This window comes from Leadbetterella sp. DM7 (assembly GCF_040829825.2).
Lineage (GTDB): Bacteria > Bacteroidota > Bacteroidia > Cytophagales > Spirosomataceae > Leadbetterella.
Genome location: NZ_JBFOLH020000017.1, coordinates 20,705 through 45,632, shown reverse-complemented (window position 1 = coordinate 45,632; position 24,928 = coordinate 20,705). Strand labels below are relative to the sequence as shown.

General features: G+C 50.8%; 25 protein-coding genes. 12 read left to right on the top strand and 13 right to left on the bottom strand.

The features are described 5' to 3' along the window. The first annotated feature begins 19 nt into the window (after window positions 1–19). Both hslV and AB2U10_RS16385 read left to right on the top strand, forming a co-directional pair. The gene (hslV, locus tag AB2U10_RS16390; protein ID WP_367915921.1) at window positions 20–562 is read left to right on the top strand and encodes an ATP-dependent protease subunit HslV; all 543 of its coding nucleotides are present in this window, start codon (window positions 20–22) and stop codon (window positions 560–562) included. Next, window positions 563–1,351, top strand: coding sequence for a helix-turn-helix transcriptional regulator (locus AB2U10_RS16385; protein WP_367915922.1), 789 nt, complete (start codon window positions 563–565; stop codon window positions 1,349–1,351). Between the two features lie 52 nt (window positions 1,352–1,403). Here the strand turns inward: AB2U10_RS16385 and AB2U10_RS16380 are convergent, their stop codons facing one another. Further along, on the bottom strand, window positions 1,404–2,102 hold the full coding sequence (locus tag AB2U10_RS16380; protein WP_367915923.1) for a hypothetical protein: 699 nt from the start codon (window positions 2,100–2,102) through the stop codon (window positions 1,404–1,406). Further along, entirely contained in the window at window positions 2,099–3,127 is a 1,029-nt protein-coding gene (locus AB2U10_RS16375; RefSeq protein WP_367915924.1) for an AMP-binding protein, read from the bottom strand. Before AB2U10_RS16375 ends, AB2U10_RS16380 begins: the two co-directional genes overlap by 4 nt. 253 nt (window positions 3,128–3,380) lie before the next feature. Here AB2U10_RS16375 and AB2U10_RS16370 point away from each other — a divergent pair, with 253 nt between their 5' ends. Further along, a complete protein-coding gene (locus AB2U10_RS16370) occupies window positions 3,381–3,944 on the top strand; it encodes a plastocyanin/azurin family copper-binding protein (protein WP_367915925.1) in 564 nt (187 codons plus the stop codon). 141 nt (window positions 3,945–4,085) lie between these two features. On the opposite strand, the gene AB2U10_RS16365 is transcribed toward AB2U10_RS16370, so the two are convergent. Beyond that, window positions 4,086–4,532, bottom strand: a complete 447-nt coding sequence (locus AB2U10_RS16365) for a GNAT family N-acetyltransferase (RefSeq protein WP_367915926.1) — start codon at window positions 4,530–4,532, stop codon at window positions 4,086–4,088. A gap of 92 nt (window positions 4,533–4,624) precedes the next feature. After that, window positions 4,625–5,668 (bottom strand): RluA family pseudouridine synthase, encoded by a 1,044-nt coding sequence (locus tag AB2U10_RS16360; protein ID WP_367915927.1) that lies wholly within the window; start codon window positions 5,666–5,668, stop codon window positions 4,625–4,627. 22 nt (window positions 5,669–5,690) lie between these two features. Here AB2U10_RS16360 and AB2U10_RS16355 point away from each other — a divergent pair, with 22 nt between their 5' ends. The 7 genes from AB2U10_RS16355 to AB2U10_RS16325 all read left to right on the top strand — a co-directional run bounded on the left by AB2U10_RS16355 (window position 5,691) and on the right by AB2U10_RS16325 (window position 12,843). After that, on the top strand, window positions 5,691–6,572 hold the full coding sequence (locus AB2U10_RS16355) for a 1-aminocyclopropane-1-carboxylate deaminase/D-cysteine desulfhydrase (protein WP_367915928.1): 882 nt from the start codon (window positions 5,691–5,693) through the stop codon (window positions 6,570–6,572). Between the two features lie 52 nt (window positions 6,573–6,624). After that, window positions 6,625–7,677 (top strand): magnesium/cobalt transporter CorA, encoded by a 1,053-nt coding sequence (gene corA, locus AB2U10_RS16350; RefSeq protein WP_367915929.1) that lies wholly within the window; start codon window positions 6,625–6,627, stop codon window positions 7,675–7,677. A 46-nt stretch (window positions 7,678–7,723) separates the two neighbouring features. Next, window positions 7,724–9,985, top strand: a complete 2,262-nt coding sequence (locus AB2U10_RS16345; protein ID WP_367915930.1) for a helix-turn-helix domain-containing protein — start codon at window positions 7,724–7,726, stop codon at window positions 9,983–9,985. Window positions 9,986–10,019: 34 nt separating this feature from the next. Further along, a complete protein-coding gene (locus tag AB2U10_RS16340) occupies window positions 10,020–11,075 on the top strand; it encodes a GNAT family N-acetyltransferase (RefSeq protein WP_367915931.1) in 1,056 nt (351 codons plus the stop codon). 85 nt (window positions 11,076–11,160) lie between these two features. Beyond that, entirely contained in the window at window positions 11,161–11,625 is a 465-nt protein-coding gene (locus tag AB2U10_RS16335; protein ID WP_367915932.1) for an NADH-quinone oxidoreductase subunit A, read from the top strand. Between the two features lie 69 nt (window positions 11,626–11,694). Continuing rightward, window positions 11,695–12,204 (top strand): NADH-quinone oxidoreductase subunit B, encoded by a 510-nt coding sequence (locus AB2U10_RS16330; protein ID WP_367915933.1) that lies wholly within the window; start codon window positions 11,695–11,697, stop codon window positions 12,202–12,204. Between the two features lie 321 nt (window positions 12,205–12,525). Beyond that, the gene (locus AB2U10_RS16325) at window positions 12,526–12,843 is read left to right on the top strand and encodes a GIY-YIG nuclease family protein (RefSeq protein ID WP_367915934.1); all 318 of its coding nucleotides are present in this window, start codon (window positions 12,526–12,528) and stop codon (window positions 12,841–12,843) included. 446 nt (window positions 12,844–13,289) lie between these two features. Here the strand turns inward: AB2U10_RS16325 and hemN are convergent, their stop codons facing one another. The 3 genes from hemN to AB2U10_RS16310 form a co-directional block, all read right to left on the bottom strand. After that, the gene (gene hemN, locus AB2U10_RS16320; RefSeq protein WP_367915935.1) at window positions 13,290–14,624 is read right to left on the bottom strand and encodes an oxygen-independent coproporphyrinogen III oxidase; all 1,335 of its coding nucleotides are present in this window, start codon (window positions 14,622–14,624) and stop codon (window positions 13,290–13,292) included. A 70-nt stretch (window positions 14,625–14,694) separates the two neighbouring features. Further along, the gene (locus tag AB2U10_RS16315) at window positions 14,695–15,531 is read right to left on the bottom strand and encodes an O-fucosyltransferase family protein (RefSeq protein WP_367915936.1); all 837 of its coding nucleotides are present in this window, start codon (window positions 15,529–15,531) and stop codon (window positions 14,695–14,697) included. Further along, complete coding sequence (locus AB2U10_RS16310) at window positions 15,528–16,892, bottom strand: aminopeptidase P family protein (RefSeq protein WP_367915937.1); 1,365 nt, start codon at window positions 16,890–16,892, stop codon at window positions 15,528–15,530. Before AB2U10_RS16310 ends, AB2U10_RS16315 begins: the two co-directional genes overlap by 4 nt. Window positions 16,893–17,061: 169 nt before the next feature. Here AB2U10_RS16310 and AB2U10_RS16305 point away from each other — a divergent pair, with 169 nt between their 5' ends. Further along, on the top strand, window positions 17,062–17,583 hold the full coding sequence (locus AB2U10_RS16305) for a nuclear transport factor 2 family protein (RefSeq protein ID WP_367915938.1): 522 nt from the start codon (window positions 17,062–17,064) through the stop codon (window positions 17,581–17,583). 70 nt (window positions 17,584–17,653) lie between these two features. On the opposite strand, the gene rfbA is transcribed toward AB2U10_RS16305, so the two are convergent. The 3 genes from rfbA to galE form a co-directional block, all read right to left on the bottom strand. After that, window positions 17,654–18,514: a glucose-1-phosphate thymidylyltransferase RfbA gene (gene rfbA, locus AB2U10_RS16300; protein ID WP_367915939.1), complete on the bottom strand. Its 861-nt coding sequence runs from the start codon at window positions 18,512–18,514 to the stop codon at window positions 17,654–17,656. Window positions 18,515–18,590: 76 nt separating this feature from the next. After that, entirely contained in the window at window positions 18,591–19,646 is a 1,056-nt protein-coding gene (gene rfbB / locus AB2U10_RS16295) for a dTDP-glucose 4,6-dehydratase (protein WP_367915940.1), read from the bottom strand. Then, a complete protein-coding gene (galE, locus tag AB2U10_RS16290) occupies window positions 19,643–20,659 on the bottom strand; it encodes a UDP-glucose 4-epimerase GalE (RefSeq protein ID WP_367915941.1) in 1,017 nt (338 codons plus the stop codon). Before galE ends, rfbB begins: the two co-directional genes overlap by 4 nt. A 105-nt stretch (window positions 20,660–20,764) precedes the next feature. Here galE and AB2U10_RS16285 point away from each other — a divergent pair, with 105 nt between their 5' ends. Continuing rightward, window positions 20,765–21,604: a transglutaminase-like domain-containing protein gene (locus AB2U10_RS16285; protein ID WP_367915942.1), complete on the top strand. Its 840-nt coding sequence runs from the start codon at window positions 20,765–20,767 to the stop codon at window positions 21,602–21,604. A gap of 20 nt (window positions 21,605–21,624) precedes the next feature. Here the strand turns inward: AB2U10_RS16285 and AB2U10_RS16280 are convergent, their stop codons facing one another. From AB2U10_RS16280 to rpsU, 3 genes are all read right to left on the bottom strand, one after another. Next, window positions 21,625–23,586, bottom strand: coding sequence for a M1 family metallopeptidase (locus AB2U10_RS16280; RefSeq protein WP_367915943.1), 1,962 nt, complete (start codon window positions 23,584–23,586; stop codon window positions 21,625–21,627). A 63-nt stretch (window positions 23,587–23,649) separates the two neighbouring features. After that, complete coding sequence (locus tag AB2U10_RS16275) at window positions 23,650–24,501, bottom strand: tyrosine-type recombinase/integrase (RefSeq protein WP_367915944.1); 852 nt, start codon at window positions 24,499–24,501, stop codon at window positions 23,650–23,652. Window positions 24,502–24,560: 59 nt separating this feature from the next. After that, window positions 24,561–24,755: a 30S ribosomal protein S21 gene (gene rpsU, locus AB2U10_RS16270; protein ID WP_367915945.1), complete on the bottom strand. Its 195-nt coding sequence runs from the start codon at window positions 24,753–24,755 to the stop codon at window positions 24,561–24,563. Window positions 24,756–24,928 lie beyond the last annotated feature (173 nt).

The following is a 24,928-nucleotide window of genomic DNA, read 5'->3' as shown; positions in this document are numbered from 1 at the left end:
ATAATATTTCAGACTATCAATGGAAAAAATAAAATCTACAACCGTACTCGGCGTATTTCATAACGGTGAGCTGGCCCTCGGCGCTGACGGACAGGCCACCATGGGGAACACCGTTGCCAAGTCGAACGTTAAAAAGATCAGGAAGCTGGCCGGCGGGAAAGTAGTGGCCGGTTTTGCAGGCTCTACCGCCGATGCTTTTACCCTTATCGAGAAATTTGAAGAGAAGCTGAACACCTTTAACGGCAACCTGCGCAGGGCCGCCATAGAGCTGGTGAAAGAGTGGCGTACCGATCGCTACCTGAGCAAGCTGGAGGCCATGATGATCGTAGCCAATAAAGAAGAAATGCTGGTTATTTCGGGCAGTGGCGATGTGCTGGAGCCCGATAACGAGGTGGCGGCTATCGGCTCGGGCAGCATGTATGCCCAGGCTGCAGCGCTGGCATTAAAAAAGCATGCGCCTCACCTGAGCGCTGAAGAGATGGTACGGGAAGGGCTCACCATAGCAGCCGACATCTGCATTTATACAAACCATAATTTTATCATTGCTTCGCCGGAAGAATAAATGTCTTACGTTAATGAAAATATCAGGGTCCTCCGGAACCGGATGGGACTGACCCAGGAAAAGTTCGCTGAACTGATGGGCATTAACCGTAAGGCTATAGGCGCCTACGAAGAAAACAGGGCTACCCCGCCGCTGGATAAGCTGAACCGCATGGCCTCGCTGTTCGGGATAAGCCTGGATCAGCTGACGCAATACCGTTTTGCAGTTGATACCCCGCTTTTTGAAGCATCAGAGGAAATTCCGGCACCCGAAGAGCCGGTAATCCAGCCGGAAAAGAAGCGCCCTTTTTCACGCACCGGCCATCAGGCACCGGTATTTGAGGCGTTGCAGGAGAATGCCGTGCGCTATATCAGCCATAAATATTTTGACCGCTATATCCTGGATGCCGACTTTGAAAGCCGCCTGGCAGAGCTGCCCGTTCTCAGTTTTCCGTTCGGGGAAGAGGGCCGGCAATACCGGGCGTTTGACGTGCCGGCCTACAGCTCCCTGGAAGAAGGTATCGTTATCGGTGAGCGGCTGACCGATTACCGGGCCGCAACGGACCGCCTGCTGGTGGTCAGCCTGAAAAAAGGTATTTTCCTGGGAAAGCTGGAAAATGCCTCCAACGGGGAGTTTACCGTTAAAAACGAGGGTAACGGAAGCGATTTTACCCTTCGGCCGGAAGATATCCGCGAAGTGTGGAAGCCCGTGGGCTTCTTCTCCCGTACCCTGCCCAGGGCCCGGCCTGACCTGGCGGCCCTGGCGGCCAGGTTCAATGCCCTGAAAACGCAGTTTGATGCGCTTTTGTGATCCAAACCGGGTACATTTTGCAGACACGCTGAAAAGCGTTTGAAACCGGGCCTTACAGCCAGGCGCGTACTTTCTGCGGTTTGTTGATATACGATTTCCCGAGCTCAAACCAATATTCATCCCCGAAATTCAGGTAAATACCTTCGGCGTTCTTGAGCCGGGTGGCAGCGAGGTCGTAATTCAGGTCGCCCGAATACAGGTCGCGCAACAAGGCGTTCAGCTGGTTCCATCTCAGGCTTTTCCGGGTTCCGTCTTTTTCCACGATCAGCGTTTGCCGGGCAAAGCTCCCCCGGATCACCGTTGTTTTTTTGCCGGCAGGGCTTACTTCGGCCAGGGTGATCTCCAGGGGCTTCTCGAGCCCGCTGTCTTCCAGGATAGCCTGGCGGATCTGCTCGGTAAAATCAGCCCATTGCCGTGGGTTTTTCGGGTAAAAGGGCTCTTTACCGGTGTCGAGGAGCCAGAGGTCCTCGTTTTCTTCCAGTTCGTCCTTCTCCGTTTGTTCGGTGCGTGAAATAAGCGTTTTCAGCTCTTCCAGCCAGGTTTGCGGGAGAGATCCCTTCAGCCTGAGGTCGTCAGAGAGCGTAAACCCTTCTTCCAGAATCTCCTCTTCGGTGAGGCTGTCGCGGTCCAGGAACTCAATTTCCAGGTCGTAGGCCAGCGTTTTTCCCTTGTCTTCTTTCAGGTCAAGCTGAAGGGCATAGGCATAGGGAGCCGGCTGCAGGGCCGAAGTCTGAAATTTTATATTGATCATGATGCAATGGTTTTGATCTTATCGGTTTTCCCGGATGGGGTTCTGGCAAACTCTTTTACCCGGATGATCTCTTTGGGCACGTGGTAGCGGGGAAGATCAAGACGCGAGAGGTCAGGTTCGGGGGCGTCACCTTCCAGTACCAGCACCAGCCGTTGGCCCAGGGTGTCATCAGGCAGGCCGTAGCAGAAGAAACCTGCCAGGCCGGGGAAAGCCCCGGCTATGGCGCGTTCCACTTCTTCCGCCTGGATCTTCACACCGCCCGAGTTAATGATATTGTCGCGCCGGCCCTTCAGGATAAACTTCTCCGGCGAAACCATTTCTACCACATCATGGGTGGTTATCCATTGATCCAGCGTGGAGGGCGACTGTATCTTCAGGCAGCCGTGCTCATCGGTAGCAAGCGTAACTCCCGGCAATGCCGTAAAAAAGGCATCGTTGGTGCGCAGATCTTTCAGGGCAATGTGGCTGACGGTTTCGGTCATACCGTAGGTTTCAAATACGGGCAGGTTGCGGTATTGTATTTCCGCCCTGATCTCTTCTGATACGGGAGCACCGCCCACCAGTATGGCTTTGGCGGTCCGGAGCAGGCTCACATGCGACTCATTCTGCAGGATATTCTGCAGCTGCAGCGGTACAAAGGAAAAGAAATTGGATCCCCGGTTGCGCGCAAACAGGGCAGACTGGTTTTTCAGCTCGTCAAACGGGTTGGCCGAAGGGTGCACGGCCATCAGGTCGCAGCCCGTTTCAGCGGCCCGGATCACCATCATCTTTCCCCCGATGTAGTCGGTGTTCAGGTTGCACAGGAAAAAGTCGCTGCTGACCAGGTCAAATGCCCCGGCGGTGAGCCTGACAGAGGCCAGCAGGGCCTGGCGGCTTATTGAAATCACCTTGGGTGCACCGGTAGAACCCGAGGTGCTCAGGGTGATCTCAGGCAAGCCGTTTCTCCACGCATCGTATAAGGTAATGACGGAGTCGAGGGTCTGATCGGTACGGATCACTTCCCCCTCCCTGGAAATATAAACCATAGTCCGGTAAAAAGGACAAAGGTAAGGGATTTCCCCGACAGTTCCATTCCTGCAGGGCAACAGACCGCATATCCTAAGGAAGATCAGTAAAAAATATGACGCAGGTCATGAATAGTTCAGAATATTGTATTTGTCTCTCAGAGAGAGATAAAGTGTTGTGAATATATTTAAATTCTTCTGTCTTATTTAGAAGTATTCCTGTATTTTTGTAAATAAAATTTTATTAAAAACTAACTTAATTTATATTGTACAAATGAAAAAGACCATAGCACTTGCGGCAGTCACTTCCATGTTGATTTTTACCGCCTGCAGCAAATCATCCGATTCAAGCGATACCACTACCACAGCAAACGCTACTGAAGAGTCTGCTGATGACGCGGCTGCCTCAGAAGACGCAACTGCCACCGAAGAAACCGATAACGTGGCTTCTGCCGACAACACCGTATTGGAGATCACCCTGAAAGGCGGTGACGATATGAAGTACGACCAGACCACCCTGAAAGCTACAGCCGGTCAGACCATAAAATTAACCCTGGTGCATTCAGGAAAGCTGCCTAAAGCTTCTATGGGCCATAACTTTGTCCTGCTGAAAAACGGTGTAAACGAAACAGACTTTGCTACCAAAGCGCTGGCGGCAAAAGATACCGATTATATTCCTGCATCTGCAGCGGGCGATATCATTGCGCATACTGACCTGGTAGGCGGCGGCGAAAGCTCTACAATTGAATTTACCGCTCCGGCCAGAGGTGCTTATACCTACATCTGTACTTTCCCCGGCCACTCGGCTATGATGAAAGGAAAACTGCTGGTGCAGTAAGGCGGATCCTGAAAAGAAAAGCGGGCAGTACCTTTGGGTGCTGCCCGCTTTTGTATCTGGTGAATTCATGTTTTTGTTTTTCTGATGCGCTCAAACGCATTTTTATGAAAAACGTATTTGCGGAAATTACTCAAAAGCAATTCACTCAAAATCCAGATGGCAATTGATCCACTCCCCGTCCAGGCGGGCATTGTATTTCTTATAAAACGCAATGGCAGGCGTATTCCAGTCGAGCACCTGCCACATCATGCCCGTGCAGTCTTCTTCCCTGGCTATTTCCACGGTACGGTCAAAGAGCAGCTTACCGGCCCCCAGGCCACGGGCTTTTTCGGTTACAATAATGTCTTCGAGGTATAACCTGCGGCCTTTCCAGGTGGAATAGCGGTAGTAATACAGCGACATGCCGATCACTTCGCCTTCTTTTTCAGCCAGGATACAGCCAAAAGCCGGGTGCTCACCGAAGCCTTCTTTCAGCATACGTTCTTCGGTATTGGATACCTCATCCGGCGCTTTCTCGTACTCGGCCAGCTCTTTCACCAGCCGCAGGATAGCGGGAATGTCTTCTTTTTCTGCTTTTCGTAAAACCATATTTATTATAGTACTTAGTTCCGAATTGAGAGTTCCGAGTTGAGACTCTCTACTCGGAACTCTCTACTCGGAACTCTCAACTCGGAACTAGCTCACTTATATTGTAAATAATGCTCCCATTTATCCAGCACCGCCTGGAAATCGGCCGGCAGCTCGGAGTCGAACTGCATCCATTGGCGGGTGGTAGGATGTATAAAACCCAGCGATTTGGCATGAAGGGCCTGGCGGGGCATGAGACTGAAGCAGTTTTCCACAAATTGCTTGTATTTCGAAAAAATCTCTCCCCGCAGGATACGGTCGCCCCCGTAGGCGGCATCGTTAAAGAGCGGGTGCCCCAGGTACTTCATGTGTGCCCTGATCTGGTGCGTGCGGCCCGTTTCCAGGTTGCATTTGATCAGGGAAACATACCGCATGGTTTTGAGCACCTCATAGTGGGTGATGGCTTCTTTTCCGTGCTCTCCGTCAGGAAAGACGTCCGATACGCGCCGGTCTTTGAACCCGCGGCCTATATGGGCATTGATGGTGCCTTTCGGCTCTTTGGGTTCGCCCCAGATCAGGGCGTAATAGGTTCTTTCCGTGGTATGGTCGGCAAATTGCCGTGCCAGGAACTGCAGGGCAAACTCGTTTTTGGCAATCACCAGCAGGCCCGACGTGCCTTTGTCAATGCGGTGCACCAGGCCCGGCCTGATCTCCCCGTCGCGGGCAGAAGGCAGGTGGCCGAAATGATAGACCAGGGCGTTCACCAGGGTGCCTGAAGGATTCCCGTGCCCGGGGTGCACCACCATTTCCTGGGCTTTGTTGACCAGCAGAACGTCGTCGTCCTCGTACACGATATTCAGGGGGAGATCCTGCGGGATCACCTCTTTGGGAATCTTGCCCGATTTCACGAGGGAGAGCAGGATGTCGTCGAGCGGTTTCACTTTGTAGCTCGATTTGACCGAAGCGCCGTTTACCTTCACCGACTCCGAATCAATGGCGTTCTGAATCCGGTTCCTGGAGATGTTCTTCAGGTGATGCGAAAGATACTTGTCCAGCCGCATAAATGACTGGCCGGGATCCACTTTGATCTGAAGGTTTTCGATGAATTCATCATCTTCCTCTTCAAAATCTGCCTTGGTTTCGTCGAATGTACTCATATTTGTGCAAATTTCGGTAAAGATGCTTGATTTTGAAAGTATAATTCAAATTCCTACTCCGCTACAGAAAATAGAGGAGGAATTATTTGCGGAAAAAGGGGTGGAAGTCTTTGTTAAAAGAGACGACCTGACCCATCCGTTTATTTCAGGCAACAAGTTCCGGAAGCTGAAATACAACCTGGTGGAAGCGGAAAAGCAGGGGAAAAACAGGCTCCTGACCTTTGGCGGGGCCTGGTCCAACCACCTGTCGGCCTTTGCCTTTGCCTGCCGGGAGTTTGGTTTTGAAGGAAAAGCCCTGGTAAGAGGGCAGGAGCTGAACGAAAGCAGCAGCCCCACGCTGGCATTTGCGCATGCACAGGGGATAGCGCTGGAGTTTGTGAGCCGGGAGGCTTACCGAGATAAGGAAAACCTTTCGGCAGCATATGCCGGAAATTACCTGGTGATCCCCGAGGGCGGCTCCAATGCCCTGGCGCTGCCGGGCGTGGCCGAGCTCATTCCCGAGCTAGGGCCTTTTGATTACCTGCTCACGGCCTGCGGCACGGGCGGTACGCTGGCGGGCCTGATAGAAGGGGCGCCGGAGAGCGTAAAAATTATCGGGGTTTCGGCATTGAAAAACGGTGATTTTCTGAGAGAGGAAGTCTCGAAGCTGCTTTTGCGGCCTTTTCCGGGGCAAGCCACCCTGCTGACCGGTTATGCTTTCGGGGGGTATGCCCGTTATACAACGGAGCTGCTGGATTTTATCCGGGATTTTGAGGCAAAGCATACGATTTTACTGGAACAGGTGTATACCGGTAAAATGGTTTATGCCTTTTATGATCTGCTCCGCAAGGATTTCTTCCGGCGGGGGACGAAAGTAGTATTGCTGCATACGGGCGGGCTGCAGGGAAGGAGCGGGGAATTGTGAGGGGAAACCAAGTTTTTATTCCTAACTTCGCATTCTAACCTTTCGTGCAGACATGTCCAAACGTAAGAAGCATCTCGATAAAGCATTTACCTCGCCGGGCTCGCTCATTTATGCCGGGAAAGAAAATAAAGAGAAAGCCGGAATCCGGGAAATACGGTTCAATGAGGCTACGGTAGAAGAGCTGAAGTCTTTCCAGGTACCTCCGCCTGACTCGCCCTTTATTCACTGGCTGAATGTGAGCGGGGTGCACAATGTAAAGCTGGTGGAAGAGCTGGGCAGGGCTTTCCAGTTTCACCCCCTGCTGCTTGAAGACGTGTTGAATACCTACAATAAGCCCCGGCTGGAGCATTTTGACAAGCACATTTTTGTGATCCTGAAGCTGCTGCACGGCAACGACGAAAGCCGGGAGATAGAGGCTGAGCACGTGGCCCTGGTGCTGGGACAAAACTACGTGGTGAGCTTCCGGGAGGCCGGCGCTTACGATGTATTCAAACCCATAGAAGAACGCCTGAAGAGCTCGGTAGGCAAAACCCGGCGGGGCAAGTCGGATTACCTTTTCTACACGTTATGCGATGTAGTGGTAGACAGCTACTATCTCCTCCTGGAAGATTTCAGCGAAAAGCTCGAAGAGACCGAGCTGAAAGTGATCGAGAACCCGGGCGGGGTAGACCAGAAATCGCTGTATGCCCTCCGGCGCGAGCTGCTGACGATCCGGAAGGCCGTTTCTCCCCTGCGCGAGATCTTCTCTACGCTTACCCGCGATGATTCACCGCTCATCCACGGATCGACCTACGTTTATTTCCGGGATATTTATGACCATGTGCTGCAGGTGCTTGAGATCATCGATTCATACCGGGAGATGATTGAGAACATCCAGAATATCTACCTCAACAACCTGAGCCATAAGATGAATTCGGTGATGAAAACGCTTACCGTCTTTACCGCTATTTTTATGCCTTTGACGTTCATTGCCGGCATTTACGGGATGAACTTCCAGAACATGCCGGAGCTCAGAACCCAGAACGGTTATTTTTATACCCTGGGGGGCATGTTGCTGATCACTATCGTATTATGGGCGTATTTTAAATGGAAAAAGTACATGTAAAACCGTTATATTTTTTAATTTTGATGTATCAAATCCTTATAAAACAATGAATACCACACTTACTGAGTACGTTACCCGGTACATTAACCAGACACAGCGCTCTGTTTTTCTTACCGGGAAGGCCGGTACGGGCAAAACCACTCTTCTGAAGGAGATCCTGGCAGGTACGCACAAGAAAGCCGTAGTAGTAGCCCCCACGGGTATTGCTGCGCTGAATGCCGGCGGAGTAACCATTCATTCCATGTTTCAGCTGCCATTCGGGGCGTTTATTCCCGATGTGAACGGCAGCCCGCTTTTCGGCGACCAGCTGAAGGTAGAAAGCCGCAGCTCGCTGGGCAGGCATTTCCGGATGAACGGCACCCGGCAGTCGGTGATCCGGAATATGGAGCTGCTGGTGATCGATGAGGTGAGCATGCTCCGGGCCGACCTCCTGGATGCCGTAGATTTTATGCTGCAGCGCATCCGCCGCAGCCAGCAGCCTTTTGGCGGGGTACAGGTGCTGTTTATCGGAGACCTGCTCCAGCTGCCGCCCATTGTGAAGCCCGACGAGTGGCAGATCCTGAAAAAATACTACAGCTCTCCCTTCTTTTTTGATGCGCAGGTGATCAGGAACAGTCCGCCGGTGCACGTGGAGCTGGAGAAAGTGCACCGCCAGCAGAACGAAGATTTTATCCGTATCCTGAATAACCTGCGGCATAACCGGATCAACGACGATGACATCCGGGTGCTGAACAGCCATCACCGCCCGGACTTTGATATCCGGAATGCCGAAGGCTATATCACGCTGACCACCCACAATGCCGATGCCGACCGACGGAACTCCGAAGCCCTGGCCGACCTCGATGGCAGCGAGGCGGTGTTTTCACCGGAAGTGGTGGGGGATTTTCCGGAACGTATTTACCCCATGGAAGGCGACCTGCGCTTAAAAACGGGCGCCCAGGTCATGTTTATCAAGAACGATATTTCGCCCGAGAAACGCTACTATAACGGGAAGATCGGGCATGTTAAGAGCCTTGAAGAAGGACAGGTCATTGTGGAGTTCCGGGAAGAAAGGAGGACCCTGCAGGTGGAAAAATACGAGTGGCGCAACATCCGGTATACCGTAAATGCCATGACCAAAGACATTGAAGAAGAGGTGCTTGGTACCTACCTGCAGTTTCCGCTGAAGCTGGCCTGGGCCATTACGGTGCACAAAAGCCAGGGCCTTACCTTTGATAAAGCAGTTTTGGATGTATCCAGGGCCTTTGCCCCCGGCCAGGCCTATGTGGCTCTGAGCCGCTTGAGAAGCCTCGAAGGACTGGTGCTGCTGAAGCCCTTCCCGGCTTCGGTCATTCCATCGGATAATCATGTAAAGGAATATTCCAAAACCCGCACACCCGAAGAAACCCTGCAGAACGAGCTGGATACCGAAACCGTAAAATACCTGGCAGAGCGGCTGCTTGCCTGCTTTAACCTGGAAGTCATGTGCCAGGAATGGCGCAACCATAAGTTTTCGTACGATGCAGAGCTGCCGAACTCGCCGAAGCGGGCATTTCACCCGTGGATAGAAGGGCAGTACGCGAAGATCCGCGAGCTGCAGGAGCCTTCGCGGAAATTCGGTAACCTGCTCCGGAAAATACTGGGTACGGAACCCACCGAAACGGCCCGGCTGGAAGAACGGTGCGGTACGGCATTTACCTATTTTTCAGAGGTGCTTTTTGCCGTGCATTATGAGCTGCTGGTGAAAATGCAGGAAGTGAGCCGGATCAAACGGATGAAAGCTTTTTACGAGGAGCTGACCGTGCTCGATGACGTGACCACAGAGGCCGTTCTGGGATTGTTCCGAAGCAAAAAGTGGCTTGAGGCAATCGTGAGTGGCACGGAGATATCGCGGGAATTCCTGGAGCCGGAAGAGGTGAAAAGATACAAACGCGACCTGGTCAGCCGGGTGAAAGAAAATTATAATTCCGAACAGCTGGTGCCGGATGATGAAGATAACGGCTATTACACGCCGTTATCAAGAAAGAAGAAAACCCTGGCCAAAAAGAGCACCACCGACGAAACCTTTGAAGCCTGGAAGGCCCACGGTTCGGTCAGCGGAGTGGCAGAGGCCCGCAAGCTCACCGAATCTACCGTATACGGGCATTTGCTGAAGCTGGTGATCCTTGGAAAAGTAAGTGCCGAAGATGTGCTGGGAGAAGAACGGAATAACGAGATCTGCGGCGTATTGGTGGATCATCCCGGTAAAACGAATACGGACATCCGGGAAATTACCGGCGGGAAATATTCTTTTGAAGAGCTGCGGATAGCCCGGGCAGGGCTGGATTAGGAAAAAAAGCTGTAAGGCTGTAAATTGCGTGCCTATGTACGCATCACTGGTCAGACCTGATACCTTAACGCCCCATGAGCTGGATCTCTACCTGGAAAAGGGCTGGTTCCGCCTGGGAAGAAGCCTCTTTACCACCAGTTTCCTGACGTTCCGGGATACGCTGTTCGATGCCTTCTGGCTGCGGATCGGCCTGCCGGGCTTTGCGCTGTCGCGTTCCCAGAAAGAAATCCTGAAAAAGACAAAGGCTTTTCGTATACAGGAAGGCAAATTTACCCTTACCGATGAAAAAGAGGTGCTGTTCCAGAAATACCGGGACAGCCTGAACTTTGAGCCGGCGAAACACCTGGAAGGCGTCTTACCCGAGGGCAGCACCCTGTTTGATTCACGGGAAATCTGTATTTATGACGGCTACCGGCTGATTGCCTGCGGTGTTTTCGACATGGGAGAGAAGGCGGCAGAAGGCATTATCAGCTTTTTTGACCCTGAATTTAAGCGGTACAGCCCGGGAAAGGCACTTATGCTGCATAAAATAGTGTTATGTAAGGAGAGGGGGTTGGAATGGTTCTATCCCGGCTACGTGGTACCGGGCTACCCGCGGTTTGATTACAAGCTGGATATTGCCCGGGAGCATTCGGAGTATTACGACCTTACCGACGGAGAATGGCGGAACATCCGGGAGCTGGAAGTGAAAAAACAGCCGCTGGCCCGGATGGTGAGCGCGCTGGTGCACCTGGAGGGAGTCCTGCATGCTTTCGGTTTTGAAGATTTCAGGATGAAGCGCTACCGGTTTTACGATATTGTGCTGGATCATGCCTACACCGACTACGACCTGATGACCTATCCGTACTTTGTGCATTGCTTTTCCAATTCTTCGTTAGAAGAGGTGGTGATTGTATACGATACCTTTGCCGGTACCTATAAGCTGGTGATCTGCCACAAGATGTTCCAGATCACCATGCCACCTGACGAGCATTACTTTTCTGAATTCCTGCTCCGGGAAGCCAGGATGATCTTTGCCGAGCCAAACCCGTTTAACTTTGTATTCGGCCTGAACGAGCTCCTGAAACGAAGCACGAATGCGGTGAAGTAAGGCATCCGCTGAAACTTCGCCGGCCGGCCTCTATTTTATATCTTTCAAACCTACCATTTGTGCGGTGTGTAGTGTATCTTGCAGTATGATTTCAGAATTCGGGTACATATTGCTGTTTATCCTGGGGTCGGTTCTCCTGGTGGTGATTATGCTGGGAATTTCCCGGCTGATGCGCCCCGACAGGCCCGGAGGGGAGAAGAACGAGGTGTATGAATCGGGAGAGCTGCCCATTGGCAACGCCCGCCTTTCTTTCAATATCCGTTTCTATATCGTGGCCATTGTTTTTCTCCTTTTTGATGTGGAGCTGGTGCTGCTTTTTCCCTGGTCTGTGGTTTTCGGCGATGCCGCCCTGCTGGAGAAGCAGGGAAGCGCCTGGTTATGGTTTGCCGGCATAGAAATGCTGATTTTTATAGGTGTGCTGGTTCTCGGGCTGGTGTATGTATGGCGGAAGGGGCACCTCGACTGGATCCTGCCCGAAAGTAAAACAGAAGAATTCCGGTCGCCGGTACCCCCTGAATTGTACGACGGGATCAATAAGAAATACAGTTGAATCAGCTATGAGCAGTGAGCTATGAGCCGGGAGCTGATAGCTGAAAGCTGATAGTTCAAAGCTAAAACAATGACATTCGATAACTTAGAAGTCAATCACCGGGAAAAAACAGGGGAAAGTGAGATTATTCTGACCAACCTCGATGAGCTCACCAACTGGGCCCGGGCTAACTCGCTCTGGCCCATGGGTTTCGGGCTGGCCTGTTGTGCCATTGAAATGATGGCTACTTTTGCTTCCAGCCACGACCTGGAGCGTTTCGGTATATTTCCGCGGAACTCTCCGCGCCAATCTGACCTCATGATTGTGAGCGGCACGGTAACGTTCAAGATGGCAGACCGCGTGCGCCGCCTGTACGAACAGATGGCCGAGCCCCGCTATGTGATCTCCATGGGCAGCTGCTCCAACTGCGGCGGGCCTTACTGGGAGCACGGTTACCATGTGCTCAAAGGGGTTGACAAGGTGATCCCGGTAGACGTTTACGTGCCCGGTTGCCCGCCCCGCCCCGAAGCTCTCATCGGCGGACTTATCAAGCTGCAGGAAAAGATAAAGAAGCAGCAGTTTAAGGAAATAAGTAGGTAGTTGTGAGTAGAGAGTTCCGAGTAGGGAGTTCCGAGTAGGGAGTTCCGGGTGGAGAGTTCAGGGTGGAAGTGGTTCCGGTATGGGTGCCACCTGTCAGTTCGAGCGTAGTCGAGAACCGAGCGCCCCTCGTCAAGCCGAACCGCATAGCTTCGAGGTGACAAGTAGCGGTCGCCCTTGTGTCAGTTCGAGCGAAGTCGAGAACCGAGTGTAGTCGAAAACCAAGGGTAGACGAGAACAAATCATATTATCAATGCACAAAGAAGTTGCATTTATTACATTTTTTCCTCTATCTTAGCTTATCAACACAACCGGGTTCACGCAATGAGCTACGAAATTTACTGTGTCTATATTCTGAAATGTTCAGACAATACCTATTATACTGGTATGACCAGCAATCTGGAGCAGCGTATTCTACAACATCAGGTCGGTGCTTTTCAAAATTCATATACTTATACGAGAAGGCCTTTAATCCTACAATTTATTGCAGAATTTACGAATGTCTGGGATGCTATTGAATTGGAGAAAAGAATAAAAAAATGGTCAGGACAAAAGAAAAAAGCATTGATTGATGGTAATATCGATAAATTGAAAGTGCTTGCTGCTTGCAGGAATCTGACACATTATTTATACGATAGGTAATTGGTAGTGTTCGGTGGTTCTTGCCAGCGAAGCTGTTGAGGAGCGCTTGGTTCTTGACTTCGCTTGGTTCTCGTCTACGCTTGGTTCTCGTCTACGCTCGAACTGACACAAGGCGACTGCTACTTGTCACCTCGAGCACAAACCAGCATGAAAGTGCGAAGTTTGCCAGCGAAGCTGTTGAGGGGCGCCCGGTTCTCGACTACGCTTGAACTGACACAAGGGCGACCGCTACTTGTCACCTCGAAGCTACGCGGTTCGGCTTGACGAGGGGCGCTCGGTTCTCGACTACGCTTGGTTCTCGACTACGCTCGGTTCTCGACTACGCTCGAACTGACAGGTGGCACCCATACCGGAACCACTTCCACTCAGAACTCTCCACTCGGAACTCTCCACCCTGAACTCTTTACTCGGAACTCTTCACCCGAAATTCTCCACTCCGAACTCCCTCATATCGCCTTCGAAAACGTCTGCTCCGGCGATTCTCTCTCCTTCAGGTATTCGTCAAAAACCACGCAGACATTCCGGATAAATGCCCGGCCGGGCGGGGTGACCCGGAGCTCCGTGCCTGAAATTTCGATGATCCCGTCCTGCTGAAGCTCTTCCAGGCGCTCACGGGTATGAATGTCGGGTTCCTGCCCGGAAATATCGGCGGTAAAACGGCACATGATATCGTGGATGAGCTTGCGCTGCTCCAGGTCTTTTACCGACTGGATATGCCCCTTTACTACAGGGAGGGTACCGGTTACCTGCAGGTACCGGTCCACATTTTTTTCATTCTGGGCCATGGCTCCCCAGGCATCGCTGATGGCCGAAGCGCCCAATCCTACCAGGAGCCGGGAGCGGGTGGTGGTGTATCCCATAAAATTCCGGTTGAGATGTCCTTCGCGGTAGGCAATAAACATGGCGTCATCTGCTTTGGCGAAATGGTCCATTCCCACCTCAAAATACCCGTTTTGCTCAAAAATACCCCGTGCTGTTTCGTAGAGCTTCCGTTTGTCTTCTGCCGCCGGCAGGTTTTCTTCGCTATAGCCCCGCTGACCGATTCCCTTGATCCAGGGCACGTGGGCATAAGAGTAGAGCGACAGCCGGTCGGGTGAAAGAGAGAGTGTCTTGTGAACGGTATCGGTGAACCCTTCGAGGGTCTGGAAGGGGAGTCCGAACACCAGATCGTGGCTCACCGAGGTATACCCCAGCGCTTTGGCCCACCGGGTCACGTTTTCCACATTCTCAAAAGGCTGTATGCGGTGAATGGCCTGTTGTACTTCGGGGTTATAATCCTGCACCCCGAAGCTCACCCGGCGGAAACCCAGGCCATACAGCGTTTGCAAGTGTGCAAAAGTGGTATTGTTGGGGTGTCCTTCAAAGCTGAATTCATGGTGGGGCGTAACCCGCGCCGTTTCAAGAATGGAAGAGATCAGCCGGTGGAGGTTTTCAGGCGAGAAAAAAGTGGGTGTGCCCCCGCCAAGGTGGATTTCCTCTATTTCCGGTACCGTTTCAAAACAGTCGAGGTACATTTGCCACTCGCGGAGCACGGCATCAATGTAGGGCTCCTCGTAGGCGTGGTTTTTGGTGATTCTTTTATGACAGGCACAAAATGTACAGAGGCTTTCGCAATACGGCAGGTGAATGTACAGGCTCAGCTTGTTCTCCTGCCGGAAGGTTTTCCGGACATTTAACAACCATTTATCCGTAGTAAACCCTTCTGTTTGCCAGAATGGCATGGTAGGATAAGAGGTATACCGGGGAACCGATACGTTATACTTTTCGATGAGATGATTCATTCTGCCCGATTTTGAACACAAAGATAGCCGGTTAAACCGGGCAGAAATATGATGAGCGTCAGATCACGGGCTAATACCCGTAATCTATTTTGAACTCTTCCCGGGTGATCACCTGGTCAGCGGTACGTATCTTTAACAAAGGCTTGTTCCCGTAAAAAGAAGCCCACATGCTGTAGGTGCTGGGTGGCCCCAGGATGTAGTCGCATTCGGCCAGCGTATACAGGTCTTCAATAAAATGCCCCGGGCCCGGGTAGGCTGTCAGCGGACTGAACCAGGCGGGATCCGTATTTTCGTTTGAACAAACCACGATACCGACATTCCTGCCCGGAAAAAGACGGGCGGCCTGAAGCACCTTGTCGGCATACACCTCCTGGCTGAAGTAAAATTGCCCGCCCAGGAAATCTTTGTAATCGCCCTTCCGGATATGAACGCCAATGAGAAGATCGTGCTTCTGCCGGCATTGCTTTATAAAGGCATCTACCCGGTTGGCGTGCTCTGCTACAGGGCTGAAATAGGCTTTAATGGCTTCCTGGTGCTTGTAGAAGCTTTCGAAGTCAGTGAACCAGGCCCCTTTTTTCAGGAGTATCCTGCCGCCTGAATTCACGGCATGTATATCGTATGGCTGATTGTCTGAGCCGTGAAGCAGGAGCTTCAGTGCGGAGGCAAGCGTATGGGTGGCCCGTAAAGTGAGAAGCTTCCTGGCCACTTTATCAGCTAAGGGGCTGCCCAGCGAAGTTTTAATGCCGGGAAGGGTATTCTCTGCTACAGGGCCGGTAAAGTATTGCAGGTAACCGTTAAAGAACAAATGGACAAGTCCGGTGTTATTTTCGCGTGCGTTGGCAATGAAAGTACTGAATTCGAAAAGCTGGTTGGCCAACTGGCCTGTTTTATCGGTGAATACTATCATTGACCCGTAATTTTTTCCACGTCTTCTATTGTTTTAGGGATCGGCTCTCCGAGTATTTCAAACCCGTTGGCGGTAATGGCCACGTTATCTTCAATCCTGACCCCACCGAAGTCGAGGTACTCTTCAAGACGTGCGTAATTGATATAGGAAGCAAACCGGCCTTCCGAGCGGTATTTATGGATAAGTTCAGGAATAAAGTAACATCCGGGCTCTACGGTGAGCACGTTGCCGGTTTCCAGCTCTTTGGCCAGGCGCAGCGACTTCAGGCCGAGCTGCGTGCTTCGTTCCATGCCTTCCCGGTAGCCCACGTATTCTTCGCCGAGGTCTTCCATATCGTGCACGTCGAGGCCCAGTGAGTGGCCGAGGCCGTGCGGCATAAACAGGCCGCCTACGCCTTCCTGCACCAGGGTATCCGGGTCGCCGCTGACCAGCCCGAGGGCGCTCAGGCCCTCCAGCAGGATCCGGTTGGCGTTCAGGTGAACGTCACGGTAAGCTACTCCGGGCCGGAGAGAGGCAATCGACTCCGTCTCCATTTTCAGTACAATTTCATAGATTTCCTTTTGCTTCGAGGTAAACCGGCCCGAAACGGGGAATGTACGGGTAATATCACCGGCATACGCCATGTCGGTTTCCGCGCCTGAGTCGTTCAGCACCAGCTGCCCGGCCTGCATGAGGTTTCCATGGTAGTGATTGTGCAGGGTTTGTCCGTTTACCGAAAAGATAACGGGGTAAGACAGCTCGGCATTATGGCTTTTAACGGTTTTCAGGATTTCTGCTACCACCTCGTATTCCCGCATACCGGGACGTACGGCTTTCATGGCCGCCAGGTGCATTTCACGGGTAATGTTGATGGCCAGGGCCATTTCAGCCAGCTCTTCGGCCGATTTCACCGAACGTTGGGCCACCACCGCTTTTACCAGCGCTGTTGAATACGGAATCTTTATTCCCAGCGTTTCTTTAATGAAGATCTCCCGTTCACCGCGGTAGGGTGGAAGATAATGTACTTCAGACGGGTGAATGAAGGAAGCGAGTTTTTCCAGCGGTGATATGGTTTGTATCCCTACTTTTTCGGCAAGTGAAGACAGGGGCTCAACAGGTCCTTCCCAGATGATATCATCGAGGGTGAGCTCGTGGCCGAAGATCATATCGTTGTCGCCGTTGGGGTCGATCAGTCCGACCAGCCCGGGCATATTGATCCCGAAATAATAGAGAAAATTACTGTCCTGTCGAAAACGGTAGGTGTTGGCTTTATAATTCATGGGGGCTTCGTTGTTCCCGAAAATGAGAATCTGCCCTCCTTTTACCTGCTTTTTGAGTTGTTCCCGCCTTAACCGGTAGGTTTCTTTGCTGAAAAGTCTCATTGGAGTTTTTTTAGCAAATTTACCAAAGAAAGGCCATTATCCGGATGCTTCATTTAAATTTAATTCCTTCGCACCGGCTTACGGTAAAGAGAAAATTAAATAAAAATGCAATCTCAATAAGAATAGAAAATTTCCGTTTATTTTGTGATAGAATTAAATGCCAGAAGATATGAAAAATTACGTTTTGCCGGTGCTGCTGCTGATCGTCTCTATAGGTAGCCTGAAAGCCCAGACCGATGATGAGCTGATCGCCAAAACCCTGAGTGATTTCCTGGAAGGAGGTACCAACGGTGAGGTGGAGCGCTTTAAAGGGGCTTTTCTGAAAGATGCGGTTCAGAAAGCGATAGGAAATAACGGGGTAACCGGGATGACGGTGGAAAGCCTGGCTTCGAAAATCAAGCCGAACCAGAAAATGGAAAGAACCACCCGTGTGCTGTCGGTCAGCTATGCCAACAATGCCGCCACCGCCATTACGGAAACAGCCTATACAACCAACAAGATCATTGATTTTCTTAACCTGTTAAAGGTAGGCAACGAATGGAAGATCATCAGCCGGGTATATTCGCGTGTGGATCTTAACGAAGAGCTGAACACGATAGGGAATGTAGTGGCCAAAAACAAGGATATCCCTGCAGCGAAACCTAAAGTAGCACCGAAACCGGCGAAGAAGGTGTCGGATGACGGATGGTGAGGAAAGTTAAAAGTTAAAAACTAAAAGTTAAGGTACATTAACTTTTCACTTTTCACTTTTAGTTTTTAACTTACTTCAGCAGGTTCAGCAGATATTGTCCGTAGCCCGATTTCACCAGAGGTTGGGCTATTTTTCTGAGCTGACCGGCATCAATGAAGTTCATGCGGTAGGCAATTTCCTCGATGCAGCCTATTTTAAGGCCCTGTCTTTCTTCAATCACCTGCACAAACTGCCCGGCCTGCATCAGCGATGCGAAGGTGCCGGTATCGAGCCAGGCCGTTCCCCGGTTCATGACCCCTACCTTCAGCCTGCCTTGTGCCAGGTATACCTTATTGACATCGGTAATTTCGAGCTCACCCCGTGGAGAGGGCTTGATGTTTTTGGCGATATCCACTACGCTGTTGTCGTAGAAATAAAGTCCGGGTACCGCGTAATTGCTTTTGGGGTGCTCGGGCTTTTCTTCTATGCTGAGCGCATTGAAGTCTTTGTCAAATTCTACCACTCCGTACCTTTCAGGGTCATGCACGGGGTAGGCAAAGACGGTTCCGCCTTCGGGGTCTGCACAAGACTGAAGCAGCCGGCTGAGCCCGGCGCCGTAGAAAATATTATCGCCCAGCACCAGGGCTACTTTATCTTTCCCGATAAACTCTTCCCCGATAATAAAAGCCTGAGCCAGTCCGTCGGGACTGGGCTGTTCGGCATATTCAAACCGGCAGCCTACCTGCGAACCGTCGCCGAGCAGCTTCCTGAAATGGGGCAGGTCATGCGGGGTAGATATGATCAGAATTTCATGGATGCCCGAAAGCATAAGAATAGAAAGCGGGTAGTAGATCATGGGTTTGTCATAAACCGGCATGAGCTGCTTACTAACTGCCAGGGTCAATGGGTGAAGTCGTGTGCCGCTTCCACCCGCCAGAATAATTCCTTTCATATTAAATTAGTTTTGAGCCATGAGCTGTGAGCTACGAGCCGGGAGTTCTTAAAACTCAAAGCTCAAAGCTTATAACTCATAGCTTATACATTGATTCATAATACTTCTGATACTCGCCGCTCGTGATGTTTTCAATCCAGTCCCAGTTATCAAAATACCAGTCTACGGTCTGAGCCAGGCCTTCTTCAAAGGTTACCGAGGGGCTCCAGCCCAGCTCGGTCATGAGCTTGGTGGCATCAATGGCGTACCGGAGATCATGGCCTGCACGGTCTGTGACGTAGGTGATGAGCCGGGTGCTTTCTCCTTCCGGGTTGCCCAGCTTTTTATCCATCAGGCGAATCAGCAGGTGCACCAGGTCAATGTTTTTCCATTCGTTGTTACCGCCAATGTTATAGGTATCCCCGTTTTTACCGTCATGGAAGATGATATCAATGGCGCGGGCATGGTCTTTTACAAAGAGCCAGTCGCGCACGTTCTCTCCCTTACCGTATACCGGCAGCGGTTTTTTGTTCCGTATGTTATTGATCATTAATGGGATCAGCTTTTCGGGAAAATGGTTGGGGCCGTAGTTATTGGAACAGTTGGAAATAACTACCGGCAGTCCGTAGGTGTTATGATACGCCCGCACAAAATGATCGGAAGAGGCCTTGGAGGCCGAGTAAGGCGAGCGCGGGTCGTAAGAGGTGGTTTCCACGAAGAATTCTTGGGGGTTGTGGAGCTCGCCGTACACTTCATCAGTAGAGACATGATAGAAGCGTTTCCCCTCATAATTGCCTTTCCACGCATTTTTGGCTGCGTTCAGCAGGTTACAGGTCCCCATTACATTGGTACGTACAAAAGCCATCGGGTCAGTGATAGACCGGTCTACGTGTGACTCTGCCGCAAGGTGAATGACCCCGTCAAGAGGATATTTTTCAAAAAGGCCGTTCACAAAGGCTTCATCTACGATATCTCCGTGTTCGAAAATATAATTGGGCCGGCTTTCAATATCTTTCAGGTTTTCCAGGTTGCCCGCATAGGTAAGCTTATCCAGGTTAATGATTTTGTAATCCGGGTACCGGGTAACAAAAAGCCGTACTACATGGGAGCCGATGAACCCGGCACCTCCTGTGATCAGAATGTGTTTACTCATAAGTTACTGATTTTTTTCTGCCATCTCCAGGCATCTTTCATGCTTTCTTCCAGCGTTTTTGCGGCTCTCCAGTTCATTTCCATAGCGGCTTTTTCCACGTCGCCGTAAATCTTTACCACGTCGCCGGGCCTTCTCGGTCCTATTTCATAGTTCAGCTTAAGGTGATTGACCTTCTCAAAGGTATCAATCACTTCCAGCACGGTGTTCCCGGTGCCGGTACCGATATTAAAAACGTTGTAGTACGGGGCATCCGTATGTTTCTGCAGGAGGTTAAGGGCCGATACGTGCGCTTTGGCCAGGTCTACCACATGAATGAAGTCGCGGATGTTGGAGCCGTCAGGGGTATCGTAATCGTTGCCGAAAACCGTCAGCTTTTCGCGTACCCCGGCAGCGGTTTGCGTGATATAGGGAACCAGGTTATTGGGAACCCCGATGGGCAGTTCCCCGATCTCCGCCGTGGGGTGAGCACCTACCGGGTTAAAATAACGCAGGGAGATGATGCCGAACCCGAGACCGGCCTTTACGGTATCTTCAAGAATATCTTCTGCTATGGCTTTGGTATTGCCGTAAGGAGATTCTGCTTTCTTTTTGGGTGTATTTTCGGTTACCGGGATCACGTCGGCCTGTCCGTAAACGGTGCAGGAGGAGCTGAAGACCAGGTTCCTGATCCCGTTGGCCTGCATCACGTTCAGCACGTTCAGCAGGGAGCCGATGTTGTTCTGGTAATACTTCAGGGGTTCGGCTACCGATTCGCCGACCGCCTTGAAAGCGGCAAAATGAATAATACCCTCAATGTTATGCCGTTGAACCACTTTGTTCATTTTGACATAATCATTGCAGTCTTCCTGGTAGAAGGGGATGTCTTTGCCCAGAATGTTCTTTAAACCCTGAAGTACGGAGGGGTCAGAATTGCTTAAGTTATCTACTATTACCGGAGAATAACCTGCTTCTATCAGTTCAACTACGGTATGTGACCCGATAAAGCCTGCGCCACCCGTAACCAGTATATTCATTCGACGTTGTTTTTTCTGCAAAGCTAACATCTAAATAAATGTTTTAAAAATTTGTTTGGTTTTAAATGGGTGTATGTTATTATTGACCTGTAAAACGAATATCTTATGAATATCCGGGATTTTAAGGCGATGGTTTCTTTGTTGGATGATTCTGACGGAGAAGTAGTGGGTATGATCCGGGATAAGATAAAAGATCTGGGAAAGGAGGCCATTCCGCTGCTGGAAAGCGAATGGGACCACTACGAAGAAAACCCGGTGATCCAGGGCAAGATCGAATTTCTTCTGCAGGACCTGCAGACCGACTCCCTTTTGCTGGATATGAAAGAATGGGCGGCGCACGGTGGTGAAGACCTGCTCCGGGGCTTGTGGCTGATTTCCCGCATTGTTTATCCCGAAAACCGGATCGAGAATATGCGTACGGAGATCAACCGGATCTACATGGATATCTGGCTGCTGACCCAGAAAGATATGCACCCGGTTGACCTGCTGCAGGTGATGAATAACGTTATATTTGACCAGATGGGCTTTGAGCCCAATGTGAAGAATTTTCACTCTCCGCAGAATTCACTGTTTAACCAGGTGCTGGAAATGAAGCGGGGAAACCCGGTGAGCCTCAGTTGCTTATATATTCTCCTGGCCCAGAAGCTGGATATACCCCTGTACGGGGTTAACCTGCCCAACCTGTTTGTGATGATCTTTGATTACCCGGGACACACATTTTATGTCAATGCCTTCAATAAAGGCCAGATATTTCACCGGAAAGACATTGACGATTACCTGAGTCACATGAATCTTGAGCCGAGAAAAGAGTATTACCAGGCCTGCTCGCATATTGAAATCGTGATGCGGGTACTGACCAACCTGGCTTTTGCATACCAAAAATCCGGCGACCGGGATCGGGAGAGCCAGGTCAGCCGGATTTTAAGCATTATCCAGACTTCTTAGTGTCTTTTCCTCCTGGAATTTCAGGGCTTCCAGACGTTATTTTTGTCGTTTACATCGGGCAAGATCCCTCTCGGGTTCAGTCTCACAGACTCCAGCTGGGCTGTGGAGGGGTACCCGAATGACCAGGTGCTGCCTTTCTGCCAGATTTCTACAGGGAGCTTAACGATCACCGGGTCTTTCCCTTTTTCTTTTATTTCCACTTCTACCGGCATAGGCATCTGGTTGAGGTTTTCTACCTCGATGATGGCCCCGTTGGCGGCATTGTCTCTGACATATTTCACGCTTTTTACAGCCTGGTCAATTTTATAGCTGTTCATAAACCAGCCTTTCCAGAACCAGCTCAGGTCTTCACCCAGCACATTTTCCATGGTATTGAAAAAGTCAAAGGGGGTAGGGTGCTTAAATGCCCAGCGGCGGGTGTATTCATGAAGCGCCATTTTTACACGGTCTTCGCCCACCATGGCATCTGCCAGCATGGTGAGCCCCATAGAAGGCTTGAAATAGGCCAGCACGCCCAGCTCGCGTTCGGGGATAGCATCCGGCGTATTCATGATTGATTTTGAAACCGACATGAAGCGGGTAAGGTGGGCGGTAGAGCTGCGGGCATAGTATTCACCGTTGTTGAACGCTTTCAGCGCCAGTGAATTGATGTAGGTATTAAGGCCTTCGTCCATCCAGGCATAGCGGCGCTCATCGGTACCCACGATCATCGGGAACCAGATATGGCCGAATTCGTGATCGGTTACTTCAAAAAGACCTGATTTTTTGGAAGAGGCGCTGCAGAAAACAATACCCGGATATTCCATTCCTCCTACAATACCGGCTACGTTGGTAGCGGCGGGATAGGGGTATTCCATAAGCCAGCCGGAGTAAAACTCGATACTGGATTTGGTGTATTCGGTAGAGCGGCCCCAGGCCTCGTTATTGCTGATTTCAATGGGGTAAACCGATTGGGCCAGTGCTTTTTTGCCGGAAGGAAGGTTGATACGGGCGGCATCCCAGACAAAGGCTTTTGAGCTGGCCCAGGCTACGTCACGGGTATTTTTACAGCTGAATTTCCAGGTCATATTGCCGTTTCCTGAAGGGCGCACCGAAGGTTTACCGGCCTCGTCCTTATCAATGATATAGACGGTCTTGTCAGAATTGCCGGCCTGGGCCAGGCGCCGGATCTGCGTTGCGGTGAGCACTTCTTTGGGGTTGGTAAGCTCACCTGAAGCCACTACGATATGATTCCGGGGAACGGTGATCTCAAAGGTATAATCGCCGTATTCAAGGTAGAACTCGCCGGCACCCAGGTAGGGCAGGGTGTTCCAGCCTTTGATGTCGTCATATACCGCCACTCTCGGAAACCACTGGGCCAGCTGGTAAATGGTGCCGTTTTGGGCTTTGTAAAGTCCCATGCGGTCGGCTCCGTTCTGGGGAATGAGGAAGTCGAAATTCATGGAGATAACCACCTGCTCGCCTTTTTTCAGGGGCTCGGTAAGAAATACCTGCAGGCGGGTGTCGTCTGTGAAAGAATCGGCGAGTACAGATTTTCGGCCCCGGGTTATATTGCCCTTGGGAGCTGCGCCGGTGGTGGCTTTTTCGGCTTTGATGCCTGAAAGGGTATAGCCGCCGTCAAAGTCTTTTACGCCGTAGCGGCCCACGTTCAGCGGGGTAACGCTGTTTCCGCGTGACTCGCGGCTGAATTTATTCTGATCCAGCTGCAGCCAGATAAACGTAAGCTCATCGGGAGAGTTGTTGGTGTACGTGATGCTCACTTCGCCGGATACCCCGTTTTTAACCGTGTCTAAGGTAGCTTTGATGTGATAATCAGCCCGGTTCTGCCAGTATTCCGGTCCCGGCTGCCCTGAGGCGCTGCGGTATTTGTTTCCGGGGAGGTAGCCGTTCAGCGGACTGAATACATCAGATGAGTTGTATTTTATTTCCTGCGCCTGAAGCTGGTTCACCAGCAGGATCAAAACCAAAAGGATTTTCTTCATATATTGAGTTTGTTAGAATTGGCAACAAATTTAGCGCTTTAAAAACAGTTTTGCCAAATAAGCTCATGCTTTTGGGTGCGCCTTCTTAAAGACCTCTTTCAGCTGGCTGATGGAATTATGGGTATAGATTTGGGTAGCGGAGAGGTTGGCGTGGCCCAGCAGCTCTTTGATGGCATTAAGGTCAGCGCCGCGGTTGAGCAGGTGGGTGGCAAAGGTATGCCGCAATACGTGCGGCGATTTTTTCTGCAGGGTACTTACCTGCCGGATATAATGCTTCACCTTTCGCTGCACAAATACGGGATAGAGGGCTTGCCCTTTGTCAGTCACCAGCAGGTAGTCAGAGGCATGCTCTTTTTTTAGCCCGCGGTATTGCTCTATCAGCTGAACCAGGTTTTCATGGAGAGGGATAATGCGGTATTTGGCCCGCTTTCCCAGCACTTTTATGCGGTTATGATCTACATCGTTTTCTTTGATGCCGATCAGCTCTGACAAACGGATACCTGTGCCGTAGAGCAGCTCCAGGATCAGCTTGTCGCGTACACCGGTAAATCCCGGTTCATATTCAATGGCCTCAAAAAGATTAACCGTGTTTTTTTCTTCCAGGAAAACGGGAAGTCTTTTGGGTGTTTTCAGCGATTTCAGCAGGCCGGTAGGGTCGTTGCTGATCTTTTTTCTCCTGACCAGGAACTTGTAAAAAGCCCGCAGGCTGGCTATTTTGCGGTTAATGCTGGTGTTTTCAAGGCCGCTTTCCGATAGCGAGACAATCCACGCCCGGAGGTCATCGGCATGTGCCGACTCAGGCGATTTCCCGGAAAGGAAATCTGCAAGCTGGAGCAGGTCGGTCCGGTAACCCGATACGGTATGCGGACTGAGGCGCCTTTCGTTTTGGAGGTAAGATAAAAAAAAATCGACCAATTTTGCCTTGAATGATTCCCTGGCAAAATTAGTCGAAATATAAGCAGAATCAAAGACGATTAATCGTCAATGTGTCCATAGGTCTTTTGCTTGTAAGATGCTCTGAGAATCTCGAATCTACGCGACACAGACCCTTTTTCAAATGCCTGACGACGTCTCAGCTCTTTCAAAACTTTCGTTTTTTCAAATTTTTTCTTGAAACGCTTAAGCGCTTTATCAATTGATTCGTTTTCTTTTACCTGTACATGCAGCATACTTTACACCTCCTTCATTTCTAAATGGAGTGCAAAGGTAAGAAAGTTTTATTGAAGTTAAAAGTGAAAGGCCAAAAATCAGAAGTTAAAAACTAAAAACTAAAAGTTTCGGAACATTTAGTATCAATTAGGAAAGAATGTACCTTAACTTTTAACTTTTAGCTTTTCACTTT